General features: G+C 74.0%; 15 protein-coding genes. 4 read left to right on the top strand and 11 right to left on the bottom strand.

Going from position 1 to position 17,927, the window contains the following annotated elements:
* Positions 1-58: 58 nt before the first annotated feature.
* The 3 genes from M1O15_RS23930 to rimP all read right to left on the bottom strand — a co-directional run bounded on the left by M1O15_RS23930 (position 59) and on the right by rimP (position 2,049).
* Positions 59-331, bottom strand: coding sequence for a YlxR family protein (locus M1O15_RS23930; protein WP_248636205.1), 273 nt, complete (start codon positions 329-331; stop codon positions 59-61).
* A 123-nt stretch (positions 332-454) separates the two neighbouring features.
* Positions 455-1,492: a transcription termination factor NusA gene (gene nusA, locus M1O15_RS23925; RefSeq protein ID WP_248636204.1), complete on the bottom strand. Its 1,038-nt coding sequence runs from the start codon at positions 1,490-1,492 to the stop codon at positions 455-457.
* Between the two features lie 2 nt (positions 1,493-1,494).
* Positions 1,495-2,049: a ribosome maturation factor RimP gene (rimP, locus tag M1O15_RS23920; RefSeq protein WP_248636203.1), complete on the bottom strand. Its 555-nt coding sequence runs from the start codon at positions 2,047-2,049 to the stop codon at positions 1,495-1,497.
* 187 nt (positions 2,050-2,236) lie between these two features.
* Between rimP and M1O15_RS23915 the strand changes: the two genes are divergently transcribed.
* The 4 genes from M1O15_RS23915 to M1O15_RS23900 all read left to right on the top strand — a co-directional run bounded on the left by M1O15_RS23915 (position 2,237) and on the right by M1O15_RS23900 (position 5,437).
* Positions 2,237-2,800 (top strand): hypothetical protein, encoded by a 564-nt coding sequence (locus M1O15_RS23915; RefSeq protein ID WP_248636202.1) that lies wholly within the window; start codon positions 2,237-2,239, stop codon positions 2,798-2,800.
* Between the two features lie 40 nt (positions 2,801-2,840).
* Positions 2,841-3,263 (top strand): DUF4439 domain-containing protein, encoded by a 423-nt coding sequence (locus M1O15_RS23910; protein WP_248636201.1) that lies wholly within the window; start codon positions 2,841-2,843, stop codon positions 3,261-3,263.
* A 98-nt stretch (positions 3,264-3,361) separates the two neighbouring features.
* The gene (locus M1O15_RS23905; RefSeq protein ID WP_248636200.1) at positions 3,362-4,255 is read left to right on the top strand and encodes an aminoglycoside phosphotransferase family protein; all 894 of its coding nucleotides are present in this window, start codon (positions 3,362-3,364) and stop codon (positions 4,253-4,255) included.
* Between the two features lie 129 nt (positions 4,256-4,384).
* Positions 4,385-5,437 carry a slipin family protein gene (locus M1O15_RS23900; protein ID WP_248636199.1) on the top strand — a complete coding sequence of 351 codons (1,053 nt, stop codon included), beginning with the start codon at positions 4,385-4,387 and terminating at the stop codon, positions 5,435-5,437.
* 67 nt (positions 5,438-5,504) lie between these two features.
* Here M1O15_RS23900 and M1O15_RS23895 read toward each other — a convergent pair whose 3' ends face one another.
* The 8 genes from M1O15_RS23895 to M1O15_RS23860 form a co-directional block, all read right to left on the bottom strand.
* Positions 5,505-7,211, bottom strand: a complete 1,707-nt coding sequence (locus M1O15_RS23895; RefSeq protein ID WP_248636198.1) for a proline--tRNA ligase — start codon at positions 7,209-7,211, stop codon at positions 5,505-5,507.
* A gap of 68 nt (positions 7,212-7,279) precedes the next feature.
* The gene (locus M1O15_RS23890) at positions 7,280-7,837 is read right to left on the bottom strand and encodes a GNAT family N-acetyltransferase (RefSeq protein ID WP_248636197.1); all 558 of its coding nucleotides are present in this window, start codon (positions 7,835-7,837) and stop codon (positions 7,280-7,282) included.
* Between the two features lie 47 nt (positions 7,838-7,884).
* On the bottom strand, positions 7,885-8,727 hold the full coding sequence (locus M1O15_RS23885; RefSeq protein WP_248636239.1) for a GNAT family N-acetyltransferase: 843 nt from the start codon (positions 8,725-8,727) through the stop codon (positions 7,885-7,887).
* A 1,227-nt stretch (positions 8,728-9,954) separates the two neighbouring features.
* On the bottom strand, positions 9,955-11,112 hold the full coding sequence (ispG, locus tag M1O15_RS23880) for a flavodoxin-dependent (E)-4-hydroxy-3-methylbut-2-enyl-diphosphate synthase (RefSeq protein ID WP_248636196.1): 1,158 nt from the start codon (positions 11,110-11,112) through the stop codon (positions 9,955-9,957).
* Positions 11,113-11,317: 205 nt separating this feature from the next.
* Positions 11,318-12,619, bottom strand: coding sequence for a M50 family metallopeptidase (locus M1O15_RS23875; protein ID WP_248636195.1), 1,302 nt, complete (start codon positions 12,617-12,619; stop codon positions 11,318-11,320).
* Positions 12,616-13,878 carry a 1-deoxy-D-xylulose-5-phosphate reductoisomerase gene (gene dxr / locus M1O15_RS23870; protein WP_248636194.1) on the bottom strand — a complete coding sequence of 421 codons (1,263 nt, stop codon included), beginning with the start codon at positions 13,876-13,878 and terminating at the stop codon, positions 12,616-12,618. Before dxr ends, M1O15_RS23875 begins: the two co-directional genes overlap by 4 nt.
* A 77-nt stretch (positions 13,879-13,955) precedes the next feature.
* A complete protein-coding gene (locus tag M1O15_RS23865) occupies positions 13,956-15,890 on the bottom strand; it encodes an acyl-CoA dehydrogenase family protein (protein ID WP_248636193.1) in 1,935 nt (644 codons plus the stop codon).
* Between the two features lie 131 nt (positions 15,891-16,021).
* Positions 16,022-17,764 carry a serine/threonine-protein kinase gene (locus M1O15_RS23860; RefSeq protein WP_248636192.1) on the bottom strand — a complete coding sequence of 581 codons (1,743 nt, stop codon included), beginning with the start codon at positions 17,762-17,764 and terminating at the stop codon, positions 16,022-16,024.
* Positions 17,765-17,927: the final 163 nt, after the last annotated feature.

The following is a 17,927-nucleotide window of genomic DNA, read 5'->3' as shown; positions in this document are numbered from 1 at the left end:
TTCCATCTCGCGAGGTACCTGACCGCACGGGAGGTCCCGTGCCGTACTTCTTCTTTCCTTACCGAGCCTCGACGAACTCACGCAGTTCCGCGGTGTCGAGCGGTCCCTGGGCCCGGAAGGCCCGGGGGAACGCGCGCCTGCGGACGGCGAGGTCGAGGCAGACCGGAACGGGATGCACATAGGCACCCCGGCCGGGCAGCGTACCGCGCGGATCAGGGGCGCAACCGCCCTCGATCAACACGATGCGCAGCAGATCGCTCTTGGCCGCTCGCTCCCGGCACCCGATACAGGTGCGCTCCGGGCGTGCGCGGGCTAGCGTCCGGCCAGACACGGATAAGTCTACCTCCCCGCACCGACCTCACCCCTTCGGGGCAAGGATCGAACGGTTGTTGTCGTGATCTCGCCGTGGCACAACGTGATCACGGCGAGATCCATTCCCCGGGACGGGCCGTGGTCAGCCGCGCCCGGAGGCGGGCCGCCCGGACGGGGGCCGCTCCGACGACTGCTCGGACGGCTGCTCGGTGTCCGGGCGGATGTCGATGCGCCAGCCGGTGAGGCGGGCGGCGAGCCGGGCGTTCTGGCCCTCCTTGCCGATCGCCAGCGACAGCTGGTAGTCCGGCACGATCACCCGGGCGGAGCGGGCGCCGAGGTCGACGACCTCCACCTTGGTGACCCGGGCCGGGGAGAGGGCGTTGGCCACCATCTCGGCCGGGTCGTCCGACCAGTCCACGATGTCGATCTTCTCGCCGTGCAGCTCGGCCATCACATTGCGGACCCGGCCGCCCATCGGGCCGATGCAGGCGCCCTTGGCGTTCAGCCCGGAGCGGGTGGAGCGGACCGCGATCTTGGTGCGGTGGCCGGCCTCGCGGGCGATGGCCGCGATCTCCACCGAACCGTCGGCGATCTCCGGGACCTCCAGCGCGAACAGCTTCTTCACCAGGTTGGGGTGGGTGCGCGAGAGGGTGACCGAGGGGCCGCGCACGCCCTTGGCGACCCGCACCACATAGGTGCGCAGCCGCACGCCGTGGCCGTACTCCTCGCCCGGCACCTGCTCCTGCACCGGCAGGATGGCCTCCAGTTTGTCGTCCAGCCTGACCAGGACGTTCTTCGGGTCCTTGCCCTGCTGGACCTGGCCGGCCACCACATCGCCCTCACGGCGGGCGTACTCGCCGAAGGTGATGTCGTTCTCCGCGTCCCGCAGCCGCTGCTGGATGACCTGGCGGGCGGTGGACGCCGCGATCCGGCCGAAGTCGGAGGGGGTGTCGTCGAAGTCCTTCGGCTCCTGCCCCTCCCCCAGGTCGGCGGCCTCCTCCTTGGCCCAGACCGTGACATGGCCGGTGTTCCGGTCCAGCACGACCCGGGCGTGGCGGCGGGCGCCCTCGGTGCGGTGGTACGCGATGAGGAGGGCCGACTCGATCGCCTCGACCAGCAGGTCGAACGCGATCTCCTTCTCCTGTGCCAAGCCCCTCAGGAGCTTCACGTCGATGTCCACGGCTACGCCTCCTCTTCCTTCGTCTCGTCCGTCTCGTCGTCGCCGGCCGGGCGCCCCTCGGGGGCGTCGGCGGCCTTGTCGTCCTTGCGGTTGAACTCGATCTCCACCCGCGCCTTGGCGACGTCGGCGAAGGCGAGGCGGCAGGCGGTGGGCTTGCGCCCCTTCACACCCGGCACCTCGGCGTCCACGCCCTCGTCGTCCACGCCCATGATCCGGGCGGTCAGCTCGCCGCCCTCGCGCAGCTGGAACTTGACCAGCCGGCCGGTGGCGCGGACGTAGTGGCGGTGCTCGGTGAGCGGGCGGTCGGCGCCCGGCGAGGTCACTTCCAGGACGTACTCGCCCTCGCCCATGGCGTCGGTCTCGTCCAGCTTCTCGGAGATCGCCCGGCTCAGTTCGGCGCAGGCGTCGAGTTCCACCCCGTGGTCGGAGTCCACGACCACTCTCAGCATCCGGCGGCGGCCGGCCCGGGACACCTCGATCTCTTCCAGATCAAGATCCTTGGCGTTGACGAGCGGCTCCAGCAGCCCGCGCAGCCGCTCGCTCTGGGTGGTGCTCATCCGGGTGACTCCTCGGCCGCGTGTGCTGTTGTGGGTTCCTCGCGTGTCGATGAGAAGGGTATCTGGTCGCGGGGGGTGTTGCCGTCCACCCCGGACGGGGCCGCGGGTACGCTCGCCTGCGGTGATCTTCACCACCGGGCACCACAGCCGGGCCGAGCGGCCGGCGCGCGAGAGGCGGGAGAGACGCGTGGGGCGCAGAGGGACGACACGCAGACGGGTGCTCATCGCGGCCGGGGCGCTGGGCGCCGCCGCGCCGCTGGCCGGGTGCACGGCCGGCTCCGGCGAGGACACCGGGCCGTCCGCCGAGGAGCGGGCCGAGGACACCCTGCGCCGCCGGTCGGCCGCCGTCTCCACCGCCCTGCTGAGCCGGTACGACGCGGTGGCCGCGGCCCACCCCGGGCTGGCGGACCGGCTGGCTCCGCTACGCGCGGAGGCGGCGGCGCACACCGCCGCGCTCGGCCCGGAGGGCACCCGGCCCCCCGCCTCCCCCTCTTCCTCGCCATCGGTTTCGGGTTCGAGGGCCCCCGCCACTCAGGCCGGCCCCTCCGGCTCACCCGGCGCCCCGGTCCCCGCCGACCCCGCGGCCGCCCTCAAGGACCTGGCCGCGCTCGCCACCACCACCGCCGACACCCACGCCCGGGCGCTGGGCGCCGCCGCCCCCGAGTACGCCCGGCTGCTCGCCTCGGTCGCCGCCGCCAGTGCCGCCCACGCCTGTCTGCTGACCGCGGCGAAGCCCGGCACCGCCTCATGAGACCGCGTCGCCGCCCTGCCTCCGCCGAAAGGATTCGCCGATGACCACCGCCGCCCTGGACGCCGCACAGGCCGCGCTCGCCGCCGAGCACGCGGCGGTCTACGGGTACGGGGTGGTCGGCGGCCGGGTCGGCCAGGACCGGCGGGGCGAGGCGACCGCCGCGCACGCCGCCCACCGGGCCCGCCGGGACGCGCTGGCGCGCACCGTACGGGATCTGGGCGGGGAGCCCGCCGCCTCGGCCGCCGCCTACGCGCTGCCGTTCGCCGTGCCGGACGCCGCCGCGGCCGTCCGGCTCGCCGCCCGGCTGGAGGACCGGGTCGCGGGCGTCTACTCCGACCTCGTACGGGCCGCCGAAGGCCCGCTGCGCCGGGAGGCGGCCGGTGCGCTGCGGGAGGCGGCGGTCCGGGCGGTGCGCTGGCGGGGCGGCGGCGTAGCCTTTCCTGGGCTCGCCGAGCGGGCGTGACCCGGCGGGGCCGCGCCGACCGGCTGGTTCCGACCGGGAGAGGAGCCCGTACGGACGCGGAACCGTGAGCCCGGCTGACGAGAGGGAACAACGCACGCATGGCCTATGAACCGCCGCGACGACTGGTCCGGGCACTCGGCGAGACCTACGGGGACGCCCCGGCCGGCGACTGGCTGGCCCGCCTGCCCGAGCTGGCCGGTGAGGCGGTGGACGCCCGGCGGGTGGACGCCGAGCGGGTGGCGGTCCCGGGCGGGCGCAGCAGCCTGGTGGTGCTGGTGCGGGACGCCGGGGGTGCCCCGGCCGCGCTGAAGGTGGCGCCGCCGTTCGCCGCGCCCGAGCTGGAGCGGGCGGCGCTGGCGCACTGGGACGGCTGGGGCGCGGTGCGGCTGCTGGACGGCGGCGGCCCGGGGCTGCTGCTGGAGCGGCTGCACCCGGAGATGTCGCTGCGCTCGCTGCCGGAGGCCAAGGCGCTGCTGGAGGCGGCCGGGACGGTGCGCCGGCTCTGGGTGGAGCCCCCGGCGGGGCACGCCTTCGAGTCGGTCGCGGCGCGCACCGGGCGCCAGGCGGAGGCGATGCGGGCGGCCAAGGACGCGGAGACCGCGGAGCTGGTGGCGGCGGCACTGGAGGCGCGGGACGCGCTGGTCGCGGACGCCCCCGAGGAACTGCTGCTGCACGGCTGCTTCCGGCAGGGCAAGGTGCTGGCCGCCGACCGCGCCCCCTGGCTGGCGGTCGGCCCGGACCCGGTGGTCGGCGAGCGGGCGTACGACCTGGCCCGGCTGGTCCGGGACCGGGTGGAGGACCTGGTGGCGGCGGACACCGGGCCGTCCTCGGGGCGGCGCCGGGTGAACCGGCTGGCCGACTCGCTGGACGTGGACCGGGAGCGGCTGCGCGGCTGGACGCTGTTCCGGGCCGTGGAGTCGGGCGTCCGGGCGCTGGCGGCGGGCCGCCGGCAGGACGGCGAGCTGCTGCTGGAGTTCGCCGGCTGGCTCTGAGCCGCCTTTTCCGCAGGTGACTGCGCGACCCCGTCCCCGATCCCGTTCGGGTAAACCGGTCCGTTACGCCCGTCCGGGTGCGATATTGGGCATAACACACCGATACCTCCGCTGGACGGGAGGGATGTCATGGTCGAGGAACTGCTCGTGGCGGCAGCGGCGACCGGCACGGCCGCCGTGGTGTACGTGGCGTCCGCCGCCAGGGTGATCAAGCAGTACGAGAAGGGCGTGGTCCTGCGCTTCGGGCGGCTGCGCAAGGGGGTGCGGGGTCCCGGCTTCACCATGGTGGTGCCGTTCGTGGACCGGCTGCAGAAGGTGAACATGCAGATCGTCACCATGCCGGTGCCCTCCCAGGACGGCATCACCCGGGACAACGTCACGGTCCGGGTGGACGCGGTGATCTACTTCCGGGTGGTCGACGCGGCGGCCGCGATCATGCGGGTGGAGGACTACCGGTTCGCGGTCTCCCAGATCGCCCAGACCTCACTGCGCTCGATCATCGGCAAGAGCGACCTGGACGACCTGCTCTCCAACCGGGAGAAGCTCAACCAGGGGCTGGAGCTGATGATCGACAACCCGGCGGTGGACTGGGGCGTCACCATCGACCGGGTGGAGATCAAGGACGTCTCGCTGCCGGAGACCATGAAGCGCTCGATGGCCCGGCAGGCCGAGGCCGACCGGGAGCGGCGGGCCCGGGTGATCAACGCGGACGCCGAGCTCCAGGCCTCCAAGAAGCTGTCCGAGGCGGCCCGGGGCATGTCGGAGACGCCCGCCGCTCTCCAGTTGCGGCTGCTGCAGACCATCGTGGCGGTGGCCGCGGAGAAGAACTCCACGCTGGTGCTGCCGTTCCCGGTGGAGCTGCTGCGCTTCCTGGAGCGGGCCTCCCAGAACCAGCCGCAGACCGCGCCGGACCAGGCCGCGCCGGAGCAGGCCGCGCCACCGCCGGAGCCGGAGCCGCGGCCGGAACCCGCCATGGAGCCGGAGCCGCCGGTGGAGCCGGGGCGGCCCGTGGAGCTGGAGGCGGCGCCGGAGCGGCCGTTCACCACGGAGCGGCCCGCGCTGCGGGTGCACGACCCGCATCCGGACGACCCTCCGCTGGCCCATGAGCCGCTGCTGCACGAGCCGTCGCCCCCGCACCGGGCGGCCCGGTCGGACGACGCCGGTACGGCCGGCTGCATCTGAGCACCGCACGGCCGCGAGGCCCCTCCCGAACCATGGGAGGGGCCTCGCGGCGTACGGAGTCGGGCGATCAGCCGCGGGCACTCGCCAGCCGGGCGACCGCCTCGGCGACCGGCAGCTCCTCGCGCTCACCGGTGCGGCGGTCCTTGAGCTCGACCACGCCCTCGGCGGTGCGGCGGCCGGCGACCAGGATCTTCGGTACGCCGATCAGCTCCGCGTCGGTGAACTTCACGCCCGGGGAGACGCCCGCGCGGTCGTCCACCAGCACCCGCAGCCCGGCCTCGCCCAGCTGCTCGGCGACGGACAGCGCCAGCTCGGTCTGGGCCGTCTTGCCGGCCGCGACCACATGCACGTCGGCGGGGGCGATCTCGGCGGGCCAGCACAGGCCCTGCTCGTCGGCGGTCTGCTCGGCCAGGGCGGCGACCGCGCGGGAGACGCCGACGCCGTAGGAGCCCATGGTGACCCGGACCGGCTTGCCGTTCTGGCCGAGCACGTCCAGCTGCATGGCGTCCGCGTACTTGCGGCCGAGCTGGAAGATGTGGCCGATCTCGATGGCGCGGTCCAGCTTCAGCCCGGTGGAGCACTTGGGGCAGGGGTCGCCCTCCTCGACCACCACCACGTCCAGGTACTCGTCCACCTCGAAGTCGCGGCCGGCGACCACGTTCCTCGCGTGCCTGCCCTCCTGGTTGGCGCCGGTGACCCAGGCGGTGCCGGCGGCGATCCGGGGGTCGGCCAGATAGCGGACCTTCTCCAGGCCCTGCGGCCCGACGTAGCCGCGGACCAGGTCGGGGCGGCCGGTGAAGTCCTCGGCGGTGACCAGCTCGACGGCGGCCGGGGCCAGGTGGTCCTCCAGCTTGCCGAGGTCCACCTCGCGGTCGCCGGGCACGCCGACGGCGACGATCTCGCCGTCCACCTTGACCAGCAGGTTCTTCAGAGTGGCGGAGGCGGGCACGTCCAGGAAGGCGGCCAGCGTCTCGATGGTGGGGGTGTCGGGGGTGTCCAGCACCTCGACCGGCCCGTGCGCGGAGGCGTCGGCGGGCTCGCCGCCGGGGAAGGTCACGGCCTCGGTGTTGGCCGCGTAGTCGCAGGAGGGGCAGTAGGCGAAGGTGTCCTCGCCGGCCGCCGCGGGGGCCAGGAACTCCTCGGAGGCGGAGCCGCCCATGGCGCCGGAGACCGCGGAGACGATCTTGTGCCGCAGGCCGAGCCGGTCGAAGATCCGGATGTACGCCTGGCGGTGCAGCGCGTAGGACTCGGCCAGGCCCTCGTCGGTGGTGTCGAAGGAGTACGAGTCCTTCATCTGGAATTCGCGGCCGCGCAGGATGCCGGAGCGGGGGCGGGCCTCGTCGCGGTACTTGGTCTGGATCTGGTAGAGGATCACCGGCAGGTCCTTGTAAGACGTGCACTGGTCCTTGACCAGCAGGGTGAAGATCTCCTCGTGGGTGGGGCCGAGCAGGTACTCGGCGCCCTTGCGGTCCTTGAGGCGGAACAGCTCGGGGCCGTACTCGTCCCAGCGGCCGGTGGCCTCGTAGGGCTCCTTGGGCAGCAGCGCGGGCAGCAGCACCTCCTGGGCGCCGATCGCGTCCATCTCCTCGCGGACCACGCGGCTGACGTTCTCCAGGACCTTCATGCCGAGCGGCAGCCAGGACCAGATGCCCGCGGCGTTGCGGCGGACGTATCCGGCGCGGACCAGCAGCTTGTGGCTGAGGGTCTCGGCGTCCGCCGGGTCGTCGCGCAGTGTCTTGACCATCAACCGGGACATGCGCTGGACCTGGGCCATGGGGAACTCTCCTGCGGTGGAAATGGTGATAGCCAGGAGGTTAGCCCCGGCCCGCCCGCTGGCGGAAATCAGTTAGGGGCCGCCGTCTCGGACGTGCGCAGCAGCGGCAGCTCCGCCCCCATCACCGCGTACGGCCGTCCGGCGCTGGGGAACTGCACCCGGCGGGCGAGATCGGCGTAGCCCAGCGAGCGGTAGAGACGCCGGGCCGGGCTCTCGATGTCGATGGCGGAGAGGATGGACCGCGGCTGCCCGGCGGTGTCCGTGATGGCGGTGATCAGCCCCCGCCCCAGCCCCCGCCCCTGGAACCCGGGCAGTACGTGCAACTCCGTGATCACGAAGACATCGTCCAGCCAGCCGTCGGCGCCGCCCGCGCGCAGATACGGCTCGACCACGGTGGACCACCAGTGGGCGCGGTCGTTGGGCATCCCGTAGACGAAGCCGACCAGCCGGCCGGTGGGGGTGAGGGCCCCGTACGCGCGGGCGCCGGGGTTGAGCAGATGGCGCTGGACGATGTGGCGGCGTACGGCGACCTCGTCCTCGGTCAGCCCGAAGGCGAGCGCCTGAACGGCGAGGGCGTCGTCCACGCGGGGTGTGAGGTCGACCGGTTCCACCACGACGTCATCCATGGCCGCACCCTACTTCGCACCGGACCGGCCCAGAACAGCCCACTGCCTCAGAACAGGACACTCATGAAGGCCCCGGTCTCCCGGAAGCCGACGCGGCGGTAGGAGGCCCGGGCGGGCAGGTTGTAGTCGTTGACGTAGAGGGAGACGACCGGCGCGGTGTCGGCGAGCGCGTAGCGCAGTACGGCGGCCATCCCGGTCTCGGAGAGCCCGCGGCCCCGGTACTCGGGCGCCACCCAGACGCCCTGGATCTGGCAGGCCTGCGGGGTGGCGGCGCCGATCTCCGCCTTGAAGACCACCTTGCCGTCCGCGAACCGGGCGAACGCCCTTCCGGAGCCGACGAGTTCGGCGACCCGGGCCTGGTAGAGCAGTCCGCCGTCGCCGGCCAGCGGGGAGACGCCGACCTCCTCGGTGAACATGGCCACGCAGGCCGGCATGATCACGTCCATCTCGTCCTTGCGGACCCGGCGGACGTACGGGTCGGGCTGGACGTCCCGGGAGAGCCGGTCGGTGGCCATCAGCGGCTGGTGCGGGCGGACGTCCCGGGCGGGGCCCCAGCTCGGTTCGAGCAGCCGCCACAGCTCGGCGGTGGGTTCGGCGGGCCCCACGATCGACGAGCACCTGCGCCCGGACCGCCGCGCCCGCTCGGCGAAGGCCCGCACCGCCTCGGGCTCGGCACAGACTGGCACCAGGTTGGCGCCCGCGTAGCAGAGCGAGCGCAGCTCCCCGCCCGCGTACCAGCCCCACATCTCCCCGCCGAGCCGCCACGGATCCAGCCCGGCGACCTGGACGCGCGAGGCGACGAAGGCGTTGGCGACCGGGTCGCTGTCCAGCACGGCGAGGGCTGCGCCGAGGTCGCCGGGGCCGAGGACCCGGGTGGTGGTCTGCGTCAGCACGAGGGGCCTCACATGCGTTCCGTACGGGTCCTGGCACTGTACCCGGCCCTGCCGGTGCCATGTCAGGCCGCAGCCGCCCAGGTGCGCCCGGGGTGGCCCGGGGTGGCGCGAAGCCGATGCGCGGGACGGGTACGGGACCGGGAAGCGGCGCGGGGAACGGTACGGGGCCGGGTGGGCGCCGGACGGGGCAGACGCCCCGCCGGTGTGCACCCCGCCGCTCGGGGACGGAGGCCGATCAGGGCGCGGGGCCGGTGAGCCGGGCCGGTGGCGGGGGTACGGGGCCGGGCCACCCGACCGGGGGCGGCCCCGGACCGCGTAGGCGCGGGACCGGGCAGGCGGCCCTCTTTCGGTGGCGGAGGTACGGGGCCGGGCCACCCGACCGGGGGCGGCCCCCGGTCCGCGTGGGCGCGGGACCGGGCAGGCGCCCCGCCGGTGTGCGGCCCGCCGCTCGGGGACGGAAGTCGATCAGGGCGCGGGGCGGGTGGGCCAGGAACGGCGCGCGGCCGGTGAGCCGGGCCGGTGGCGGGGGTACCGGGCCGGGCCACCCGACCGGGGGCGGCCCCGGGCCGCGTAGGCGCGGGACCGGGTAGGCGCCCCGCCGGTGTGCGGCCCGCCGCTCGGGGACGAAGGCCGACCAGGGCGCAGGGCCGCCCGGCCAGGAACGACCGGTGGCGGGGGTACTGGGCCGGGCCACCCGGCCGAGGGCCACCCCGGGCCGCGTAGACGCCGGACCGGGCAGGCGCCCCGCCGGTGTGCGGCCCGCCGCTCGGGGACGGAGGTCGACCAGGGCGCGGGACCGCCCGGTCGGGAACGGCGCGGGGCCGGTGGCGGGGGTACAGGGCCGGGCCACCCGGCCGGGGGCGGCCCCGGGCCGCGTGGGTGCGGGGCCGGGTAGGCGGCGCGGGGCCGGTAGCTGCCCTACCCAGCCGCCGGCGGGTACAGCGGCTGGGAGGGCAGCCGGGGACGGTGCCCGCGTACCGCACCCGGCACGGGGGCCCGGGGACGGCACCAGCCAAGCGCCATCCGCCGAGCGCGGCGCGCGGCCGGGCGCGGCGGGCGGACAGGGCGGCCGGCGAGGGGGCGGGCCATGGGCCCGGCATGGCGGTAGGCCGGCGGCCGGGCAGGGGCTGCCGGGGACAGCGACCAGGCATGGCGGCCGGGCATGGCGAAGGACCCCGCCGGGGCGGGGTCCTTCGGGAGGCAAGGGAGTGCGGGCGCGAGGGGTCAGCCGGCGACGGAGACGGTGGGTTCGCCGGAGGCGATGCCGTCCTTCTCCATCTGCTCGGCGATCTTCATCGCCTCGTCGATCAGGGTCTCCACGATCTTGGACTCGGGGACGGTCTTGATGACCTCGCCCTTGACGAAGATCTGGCCCTTGCCGTTGCCGGAGGCGACGCCGAGGTCGGCCTCGCGGGCCTCGCCGGGGCCGTTGACGACGCAGCCCATGACGGCGACGCGGAGCGGGACCTCCATGCCCTCCAGGCCGGCGGTGACCTCCTCGGCGAGCTTGTAGACGTCCACCTGGGCGCGGCCGCAGGAGGGGCAGGAGACGATCTCCAGCCGGCGCTGGCGGAGGTTGAGCGACTCCAGGATCTGGATGCCGACCTTGATCTCCTCGGCCGGGGGCGCGGAGAGCGAGACCCGGATGGTGTCGCCGATGCCCTCGGAGAGCAGCGCGCCGAAGGCGACGGCCGACTTGATGGTGCCCTGGAAGGCGGGGCCGGCCTCGGTGACGCCGAGGTGCAGCGGGTAGTCGCACTGGGCGGCGAGCTGCCGGTAGGCGTTGACCATGACGACCGGGTCGTTGTGCTTGACCGAGATCTTGATGTCGCGGAAGCCGTGCTCCTCGAAGAGGGACGCCTCCCACAGGGCCGACTCGACCAGGGCCTCGGGGGTGGCCTTGCCGTACTTCTCCAGCAGCCGCCGGTCCAGCGAGCCCGCGTTGACGCCGATGCGGATCGGGGTGCCCGCCTCACCGGCGGCCTTGGCGATCTCGCGGACCTTGTCGTCGAACTGCTTGATGTTGCCGGGGTTGACGCGGACCGCCGCGCAGCCCGCGTCGATGGCGGCGAAGACGTACTTCGGCTGGAAGTGGATGTCGGCGATCACCGGGATCTGCGACTTGCGGGCGATGACCGGCAGCGCGTCGGCGTCGTCCTGGGTGGGGCAGGCGACCCGGACGATCTGGCAGCCGGAGGCGGTCAGCTCGGCGATCTGCTGGAGCGTGGCGCCGATGTCCGAGGTGCGGGTCGTGGTCATCGACTGCACCGAGACCGGGGCGTCCCCGCCGACGGCGACCGATCCGACGTGGATCTTGCGGCTGACCCGTCGGTCGGCGAGCTTGGTCGGTACGGACGGGATTCCGAGAGAAATCGCGGTCATCTGGTGTGCAACCCCAAGGTGTGGATCGAGGTCCCGAGATCGGCGGGCTCCGGTTCGAGATTACAGGCCCGGCGGGTCCGGGCCGGACACCCCGGGGTGCCCTGCGGTGAGGTGCCCACGGACGGGTGCGCTACGGGGGGAGGGACGCGGGCCCGGCCGCGCGCGGTTGCGTGCGGCCGGGCCCGGGCCCGCGATCACCCGGCCATCAGGTGATCTTGACCGGGTTGACCAGGTCGGCGACCAGCACCAGCAGGGTGAAGCAGATGAACACGCCCGCCACCACATAGGCGACCGGCATCAGCTTGGCCACGTCGAAGGGGCCCGGGTCGGGGCGCCGGAAGACCTTGGCCACGTTGCGCCGCAGCGACTCCCACAGCGCGCCGGCGATATGGCCGCCGTCCAGCGGGAGCAGCGGCAGCATGTTGAAGAGGAAGAGGGAGAGGTTGAACGTGGCCAGGATCAGCAGGAACGAGGCCACGATGTTCTGGGTGGGCACGTCCAGGTTCATCACCTCGCCGCTGATCCGGGCGGCGCCGACCACGCCCACCGGCGAGTCGGCCTTGCGCTCGCCGTCGCCGAAGGCGGCGTCCCACAGGTCGGGGATCTTGGACGGCAGGGCGATCACGGAGTGCACGCCGTTCTCCACCATGTCGCCCATACGGTCCACCGACTCGCCGAGGGTGAGCGGTGCGATCACGCTCTGGGCGGCGAAGCCGAGGTAGCCGGCCGGGACGTAGGCGTCGGCGACGGCCCGGCCGTCGGCGTCCTTCTTCACCACGTCGTTGCGGATCAGGGTGGGGTTGAGGGTCTGCTCGCGGCCGTCGCGCTGGATGGTGAGGGTGGCGGGGCCGATGGTGGCGCGGATGCGGTCGGAGAGGGTGGCCCAGTCGTCGACCGGCTCGCCGTTGAAGGCGGTGATCCGGTCGCCCTTCTTCAGCCCGGCCGCGTGGGCGGGCGAGACGGGGTCGCCGGACCGGCACTCCTCGCGCTTCTCGCTCTGCTTGATGACGCACTGCTGGACGCCGGCCACCTCGGTGGTCTGCTTCTCCATGCCGAAGGTCATGCAGACGCCGATGAACAGGGCGACGGCGAGGATGAGGTTCATGAACGGCCCGGCGAACATGACGATGACGCGCTTCCACGGCTTGCGCGTGTAGAACAGCCGGGTCTCGTCGCCGGGCTCCAGCTCCTCGTACGCGGCGGAGCGGGCGTCCTCGATCATGCCCCGCCAGGGGGAGGTGGAGCGGGCCTCGATCCGGCCGTCCGGGCCGGGCGGGAACATCCCGATCATGCGGATGTAGCCGCCGGCGGGGATGGCCTTGATGCCGTACTCGGTCTCGCCCCTCTTCCGCGACCAGAGGGTGGGGCCGAAGCCGACCATGTACTGCGGGACGCGGATGCCGAAGAGCTTGGCCGTGGAGAGGTGGCCCAGCTCGTGCCAGGCGATGGAGACCAGCAGGCCCAGCGCGAAGAGCGCGATGCCGAGGACCGTCAGAAGAATCGTCATGCGCGGGCCTCCGCCGCCTCTCCGGTGAGTGTCGCTGCCAGCTCGCGGGCCCGGGCGCGGGCCCACTCCTCCGCCTTGAGGACGTCCGGGACGGTGAGCCGGGTTCCCGCGGCCGGGGTGCCGTGTTCGGCGACGACCGCGGTGACGGTGTCCATGATGCCGGTGAACGGCAGCCGTCCGGCGAGGAACGCCTCGACGCACTCCTCGTTGGCGGCGTTGAAGACGGCCGGGGCGGTCCCGCCCAGCTCCCCGACCTGCCGGGCCAGCCCCACGGAGGGGAAGGCCTCGGTGTCCAGCGGGAAGAACTCCCAGGTGGAGGCGGTGGACCAGTCGAAGGCGGGGGCGGCGTCCGGGACCCGCTCGGGCCAGCCGAGGCCGATGGCGATGGGCCCGCGCATGTCCGGCGGGGTGGCCTGGGCGAGCGTGGAGCCGTCGGTGAACTCGACCATGGAGTGGACGTAGGACTGCGGGTGGACGACGACCTCGATGCGGTCGAAGGGGATGTCGTAGAGCAGATGGGCCTCGATCACCTCCAGGCCCTTGTTGACCAGGGTGGCGCTGTTCACGGTGATCACCGGGCCCATCGCCCAGGTGGGGTGGGCCAGTGCGTCCTCCCGGGTGACGGCCGCCAGCTCGGCCTTGGTGCGGCCGCGGAAGGGCCCGCCGGAGGCGGTGACCACCAGCTTGCGGACATCGGCCCGGGTGCCGGCGGCCAGCGCCTGGAAGAGCGCGGCGTGCTCGGAGTCGACCGGGATGATCTGGCCGGGCTTGGCGACCGCCTTGACCAGCGGGCCGCCGACGATCAGCGACTCCTTGTTGGCCAGGGCCAGGGTGCGGCCGGCCTCCAGGGCGGCCAGGGTCGGCGCCAGGCCGATGGAGCCGGTGATTCCGTTGAGCACGGTGTGGCACGGGGAGGCGGCCAGCTCGGTGGCGGCGTCCGGGCCGGCCAGGATCTCGGGGCGGCCGGCGGCGGAGCCGTAGCGGGCGTCCAGCGCCTCCTTCAGCGCGGGCACCGCGTCCTCGCGCGCCACGGCGACGGTGCGCACGCCCAGCCGGTGCGCCTGCTCGACGAGCAGCTCGGGCCGGCCGCCGGCGGCGGACAGCGCGGTGACGCGGAACCGGTCGGGGTTGCGCAGCACCAGGTCGATCGCCTGGGTGCCGATGGACCCGGTGGAGCCGAGGACCACGACGTCCCGGCGGCCTTCGGCGGGATCGAAGGCGATATGCGGGTCTGCGAGGGGGGCTGGGCTGTCGCTCATGCCCCCCATTCTTGCCCCATTCCCCGTGCGGGCCCGACCGGGTGGGGCCACACGGGCCCGCACGGCGCGGGAGGGCTTCAGCGGATGGGGCGGTGGACGTTCTCCCGGGTGGCCGGGCCGGGGGTGGCGTCGGCGATCCAGGGGCCGTCGCCGCTGGGGTCGAGGATGCCCTCCTCCAGCCAGGTGTACGTACCGGAGAGGACGCCCTTGACCACGGTGGCGTCCAGGTCGTCGGTGTTGTTCCAGAGCCGGCCGAACAGCTCCTCGATCCGGATCCGGGCCTGCCGGCAGAAGGCGTCCGCCAGCTGGTAGGCCTCCCGGCCGTGGTCGCCCTGGCTGCGCAGCATCTCGGCGCGGACGCAGGCGGCGCTCATCGCGAAGAGCTCGGCGCCGATGTCGACGATCCGACCGAGGAAGCCCTGCTTGGTCTCCATCCGGCCCTGCCAGCGGGACATGGCGTAGAAGGTGGAGCGGGCCAGCTTGCGCGAGGTGCGCTCCACGTACCGCAGCTGGGCGGCCAGGTCGGGGTGGCCGGCCGGGTGGAAGTCCCCGTAGGAGGTGGGCAGTTGCCCGGCCCCGGCGACCAGCTTCGGCAGCCACTTCGCGTAGAACACCCCGGCCTGCGCGCCCGCCTTCGCCTTGTCGCCCAGCGACTTGTCCGGGTCGATGATGTCCCCGGCGACGGCGAGGTGGGCGTCGACCGCCTCGCGTGCGATCAGCAGGTGCATGATCTCGGTGGAGCCCTCGAAGATCCGGTTGATGCGCAGGTCGCGCAAGATCTGCTCGACGGGGACGGCGCGTTCGCCGCGGGCGGCGAGCGAGTCGGCGGTCTCGTAGCCGCGCCCGCCGCGGATCTGGACCAGTTCGTCGGCCATCAGCCAGGCCATCTCGGAGCCGTAGAGCTTGGCGAGGGCGGCCTCGATGCGGATGTCGTTGCGGTCCTCGTCGGCGAGCTGGCTGGAGAGGTCGAGGACGGCCTCCAGGGCGAAGGTGGTGGCGGCGATGAAGGAGATCTTGGCGCCGACGGCCTCGTGCCGGGCGACCGGCTTGCCCCACTGCTCGCGGACCGCGCTCCACTCGCGGGCGATCTTCAGGCACCACTTCCCGGCGCCCGCGCACATCGCGGGCAGCGAGAGCCGGCCGGTGTTGAGGGTGGTGAGGGCGATCTTCAGGCCCGCGCCCTCCGGCCCGATCCGGTTGGCGGCGGGCACCCGCACCCGGTGGAAGCGGGTGACGCCGTTCTCCAGGCCGCGCAGGCCCATGAAGGCGTTGCGGTTCTCCACGGTGACGCCCTCGGAGCCGGCCTCCACGATGAAGGCGGTGATGCCGCCGGGGTGGCCCTCGGACTTCGGCACCCGGGCCATCACCACCATCAGGTCGGCGACCACTCCGTTGGTGGTCCACAGCTTCACCCCGTCGATGACGTACTCGTCCCCGTCGGGTGCGGCGGTGGTGGCGAGGCGGGCCGGGTCGGAGCCGACGTCGGGCTCGGTGAGCAGGAAGGCGGAGATGTCGGTACGGGCCAGGCGCGGGAGGTAGGTCTCCTTCTGCTCGGGGGTGCCGGCCAGTTTCAGCGGCTGCGGTAGGCCGATCGACTGATGGGCGGAGAGCAGCGCGCTGACCGCCGGGGAGACCGAGCCGACCAGGGCGAGCGCCTTGTTGTAGTACACCTGGGTGAGCCCCAGGCCGCCGTACTTCCTGTCGATCTTCATCCCGAGCGCGCCGAGCTCCTTGAGCCCGTCGATGACGGCGTCCGGGATCCGCGCCTCCCGCTCGATCAGCGCGCCGTCGATCTTGGTCTCGCAGAAGTCGCGGAGCTTGGCCAGGAACTCCTCGCCGGCCTGCGCCTCTTCGGTGGCGGGCAGCGGGTGCGGATGGATCAGGTCGAGGCGGAACCGGCCGAGGAAGAGCTCCTTGGCGAAGCTCGGCTTGCGCCAGTCCTGTTCGCGGGCCTCCTCCGCCACCTGACGTGCTTCGCGCTCGGAGACCTTCGGGTTGCCGTTGCCGGACATGCGCTCACCTCGCCGTGAGTCGGTCGGCCGGCCGGTGTGCTACCGGCCGGTACTACTCGACCCCTATACCCGAAGGGCGGGACGGTGAAAAGGGCGTCCGGAGGCGGCGGTACGGCCGTCCGGGGCGGGGGTCACCGCCCCTCCCGGGGCTCCTCGGCGTTCCGCCAGACCGTCAGGTCGACGTCGATATAGCCGCTGGGGTCGCCGGCGCCGGAGCGCCCGCGGTAGGTCACCACCGCGATGTGGCCGGCGTCGCTGAGGAGGCAGACCTGCGATCCGCGGCTGAGCTGGTCGAGCCTGATCTCCCGGGTGAAACGGGTCTCGGTGCGGCAGGTCGCCAGCGAGCCCTTCCGCCCGCCGGTCAGCAGCACCATGCTGCCGTTGCGGGTGCGGATCTCGTCCTGCTCCACCACGTTGAGCCGTTCGGGCTCGAAGTACAGGTCCGCGCTCTCCCAGCCGTCCTCGGTCGGGCGCGGCGGGCTGTCCGCCAGCATCACGGCGTGGTTCTCGGGGATGCTGAGGCCCCGGTAGGAGACGGGCTCGGGGTCGGTACGCTCCGGGGTCCCGCCCTTGTCCGGGTCGGCCCCGGCGCTGCTGCCAGGCGTCCCGGCCCGGTCCTTGCCGCCGTCGGGCCCGCCGTCCGGCAGCAGCGCGAGGACCACGCCGAGGGCGACGACCGCGCCCGCCACCGACGCCGCGACGATCAGCCCGGTCCGCTTCGCCGGGCGGGACGGGGCCGGCGGGCCGGGGTAGTGGCCGGTGACCGGCGGGTACGGCGCCCGGTGGGCGGGCGGCGGGGGCAGGTGCTGCCCGGGGGTCGCCGGGGCGCTCTGCGTCGGGGCGGCGGCGGCGTCGAACGGGGCGGACCCGGGCGGCGGCACGGCGCCCGGCGCCGGCGGCTGGTGCGGCGAGAACACCGTCGGGGTCGGGGTCACCGGGGACTGCTGAGGCGCCGGCGTGGCGGGGCCGGGCACCCGCAGCCGCTCGGTGATCGACGCGGCGACCTCCCGCGGCAGCCAGTCGCCGCCCTGCCGCAGCTCGTCCGGGGAGAGCGCCCGGCAGGTGTCGATGATCTCCCCCAGCCCCGGCCGGCCGGCCGGGTCGCGGCTCAGGCAGCGGGCCACCAGCGGCAGCAGCTCCGGCGGCACCCGGCTGAGGTCGGGCTCCTCGTGCACGATGCGGTAGAGCACCGCGTGGGAGGAGCCGTTGCCGTAGGCCGGGGCGCCGATCGCGGCGTAGGCGGCGATCTGGCCGAGGGCGAAGATGTCGGTGGCCGGGGTGACGGTGCCGGCCGACGCCTGCTCGGGCGCCATGAACGCCGGAGTGCCCACGCTGACGCCGGTGCCGGTCAGGGCGGTGGAGTCGGCGGCGTGGGCGATGCCGAAGTCGATCACCCGGGGGCCGTCGGAGGCGAGGAGCACGTTGGCGGGCTTGAGGTCCCGGTGGATGATGCCCGCGCCGTGGATGACGTGCAGGGCCTCGGCGACGCCGACCGTCAGCAGCAGCACGCTGCGCAGCGGCAGCGCGCCGTGCCCGGTCACCGCGTGCGCCAGCGAGGACCCCGGCACATACGCCGTCGCCAGCCACGGCTGGGCGCCCTCGGTGTCGAAGTCGATGACGGGCGCGGTGAACAGGCCCTGCACCCGCTGCGCCGACTGGACCTCGCGCCGGAAGCGCCGCCGGAACTCGGGGTCCTCGCCGAACTCGGGCCGGATCACCTTGAGGGCCAGGGGCCGGCCGCCCGGGGTGTGGGAGAGGTAGACCTTGCCCATGCCGCCGGTGCCGAGCACGGCCGCCAGCCGGTATCCGCCGACGGTCTCCGGGTCGCCCGCCCCGAGTGGTGCGAGAGGGGCGGCGGAAGGTGTACCGGTCATCGTCAGTGATCCCCTGTCAACGGCAGCCGCGCCGCCCCCGATCGACCGACGGCCCTGCGCGGGGAGTGTACCGGGGCCCGCGCCGGACACGCGCGGACGGCCGGAGCCCCCGCACAGGTGGGCTCCGGCCGCCGGTTCCGGGCCGTACGGGCGGCCGCCGCGC

Source organism: Streptomyces lichenis (assembly GCF_023218175.1).
GTDB lineage: Bacteria > Actinomycetota > Actinomycetes > Streptomycetales > Streptomycetaceae > Streptomyces > Streptomyces lichenis.
This window is presented reverse-complemented; position numbering and strand designations above follow the sequence as displayed.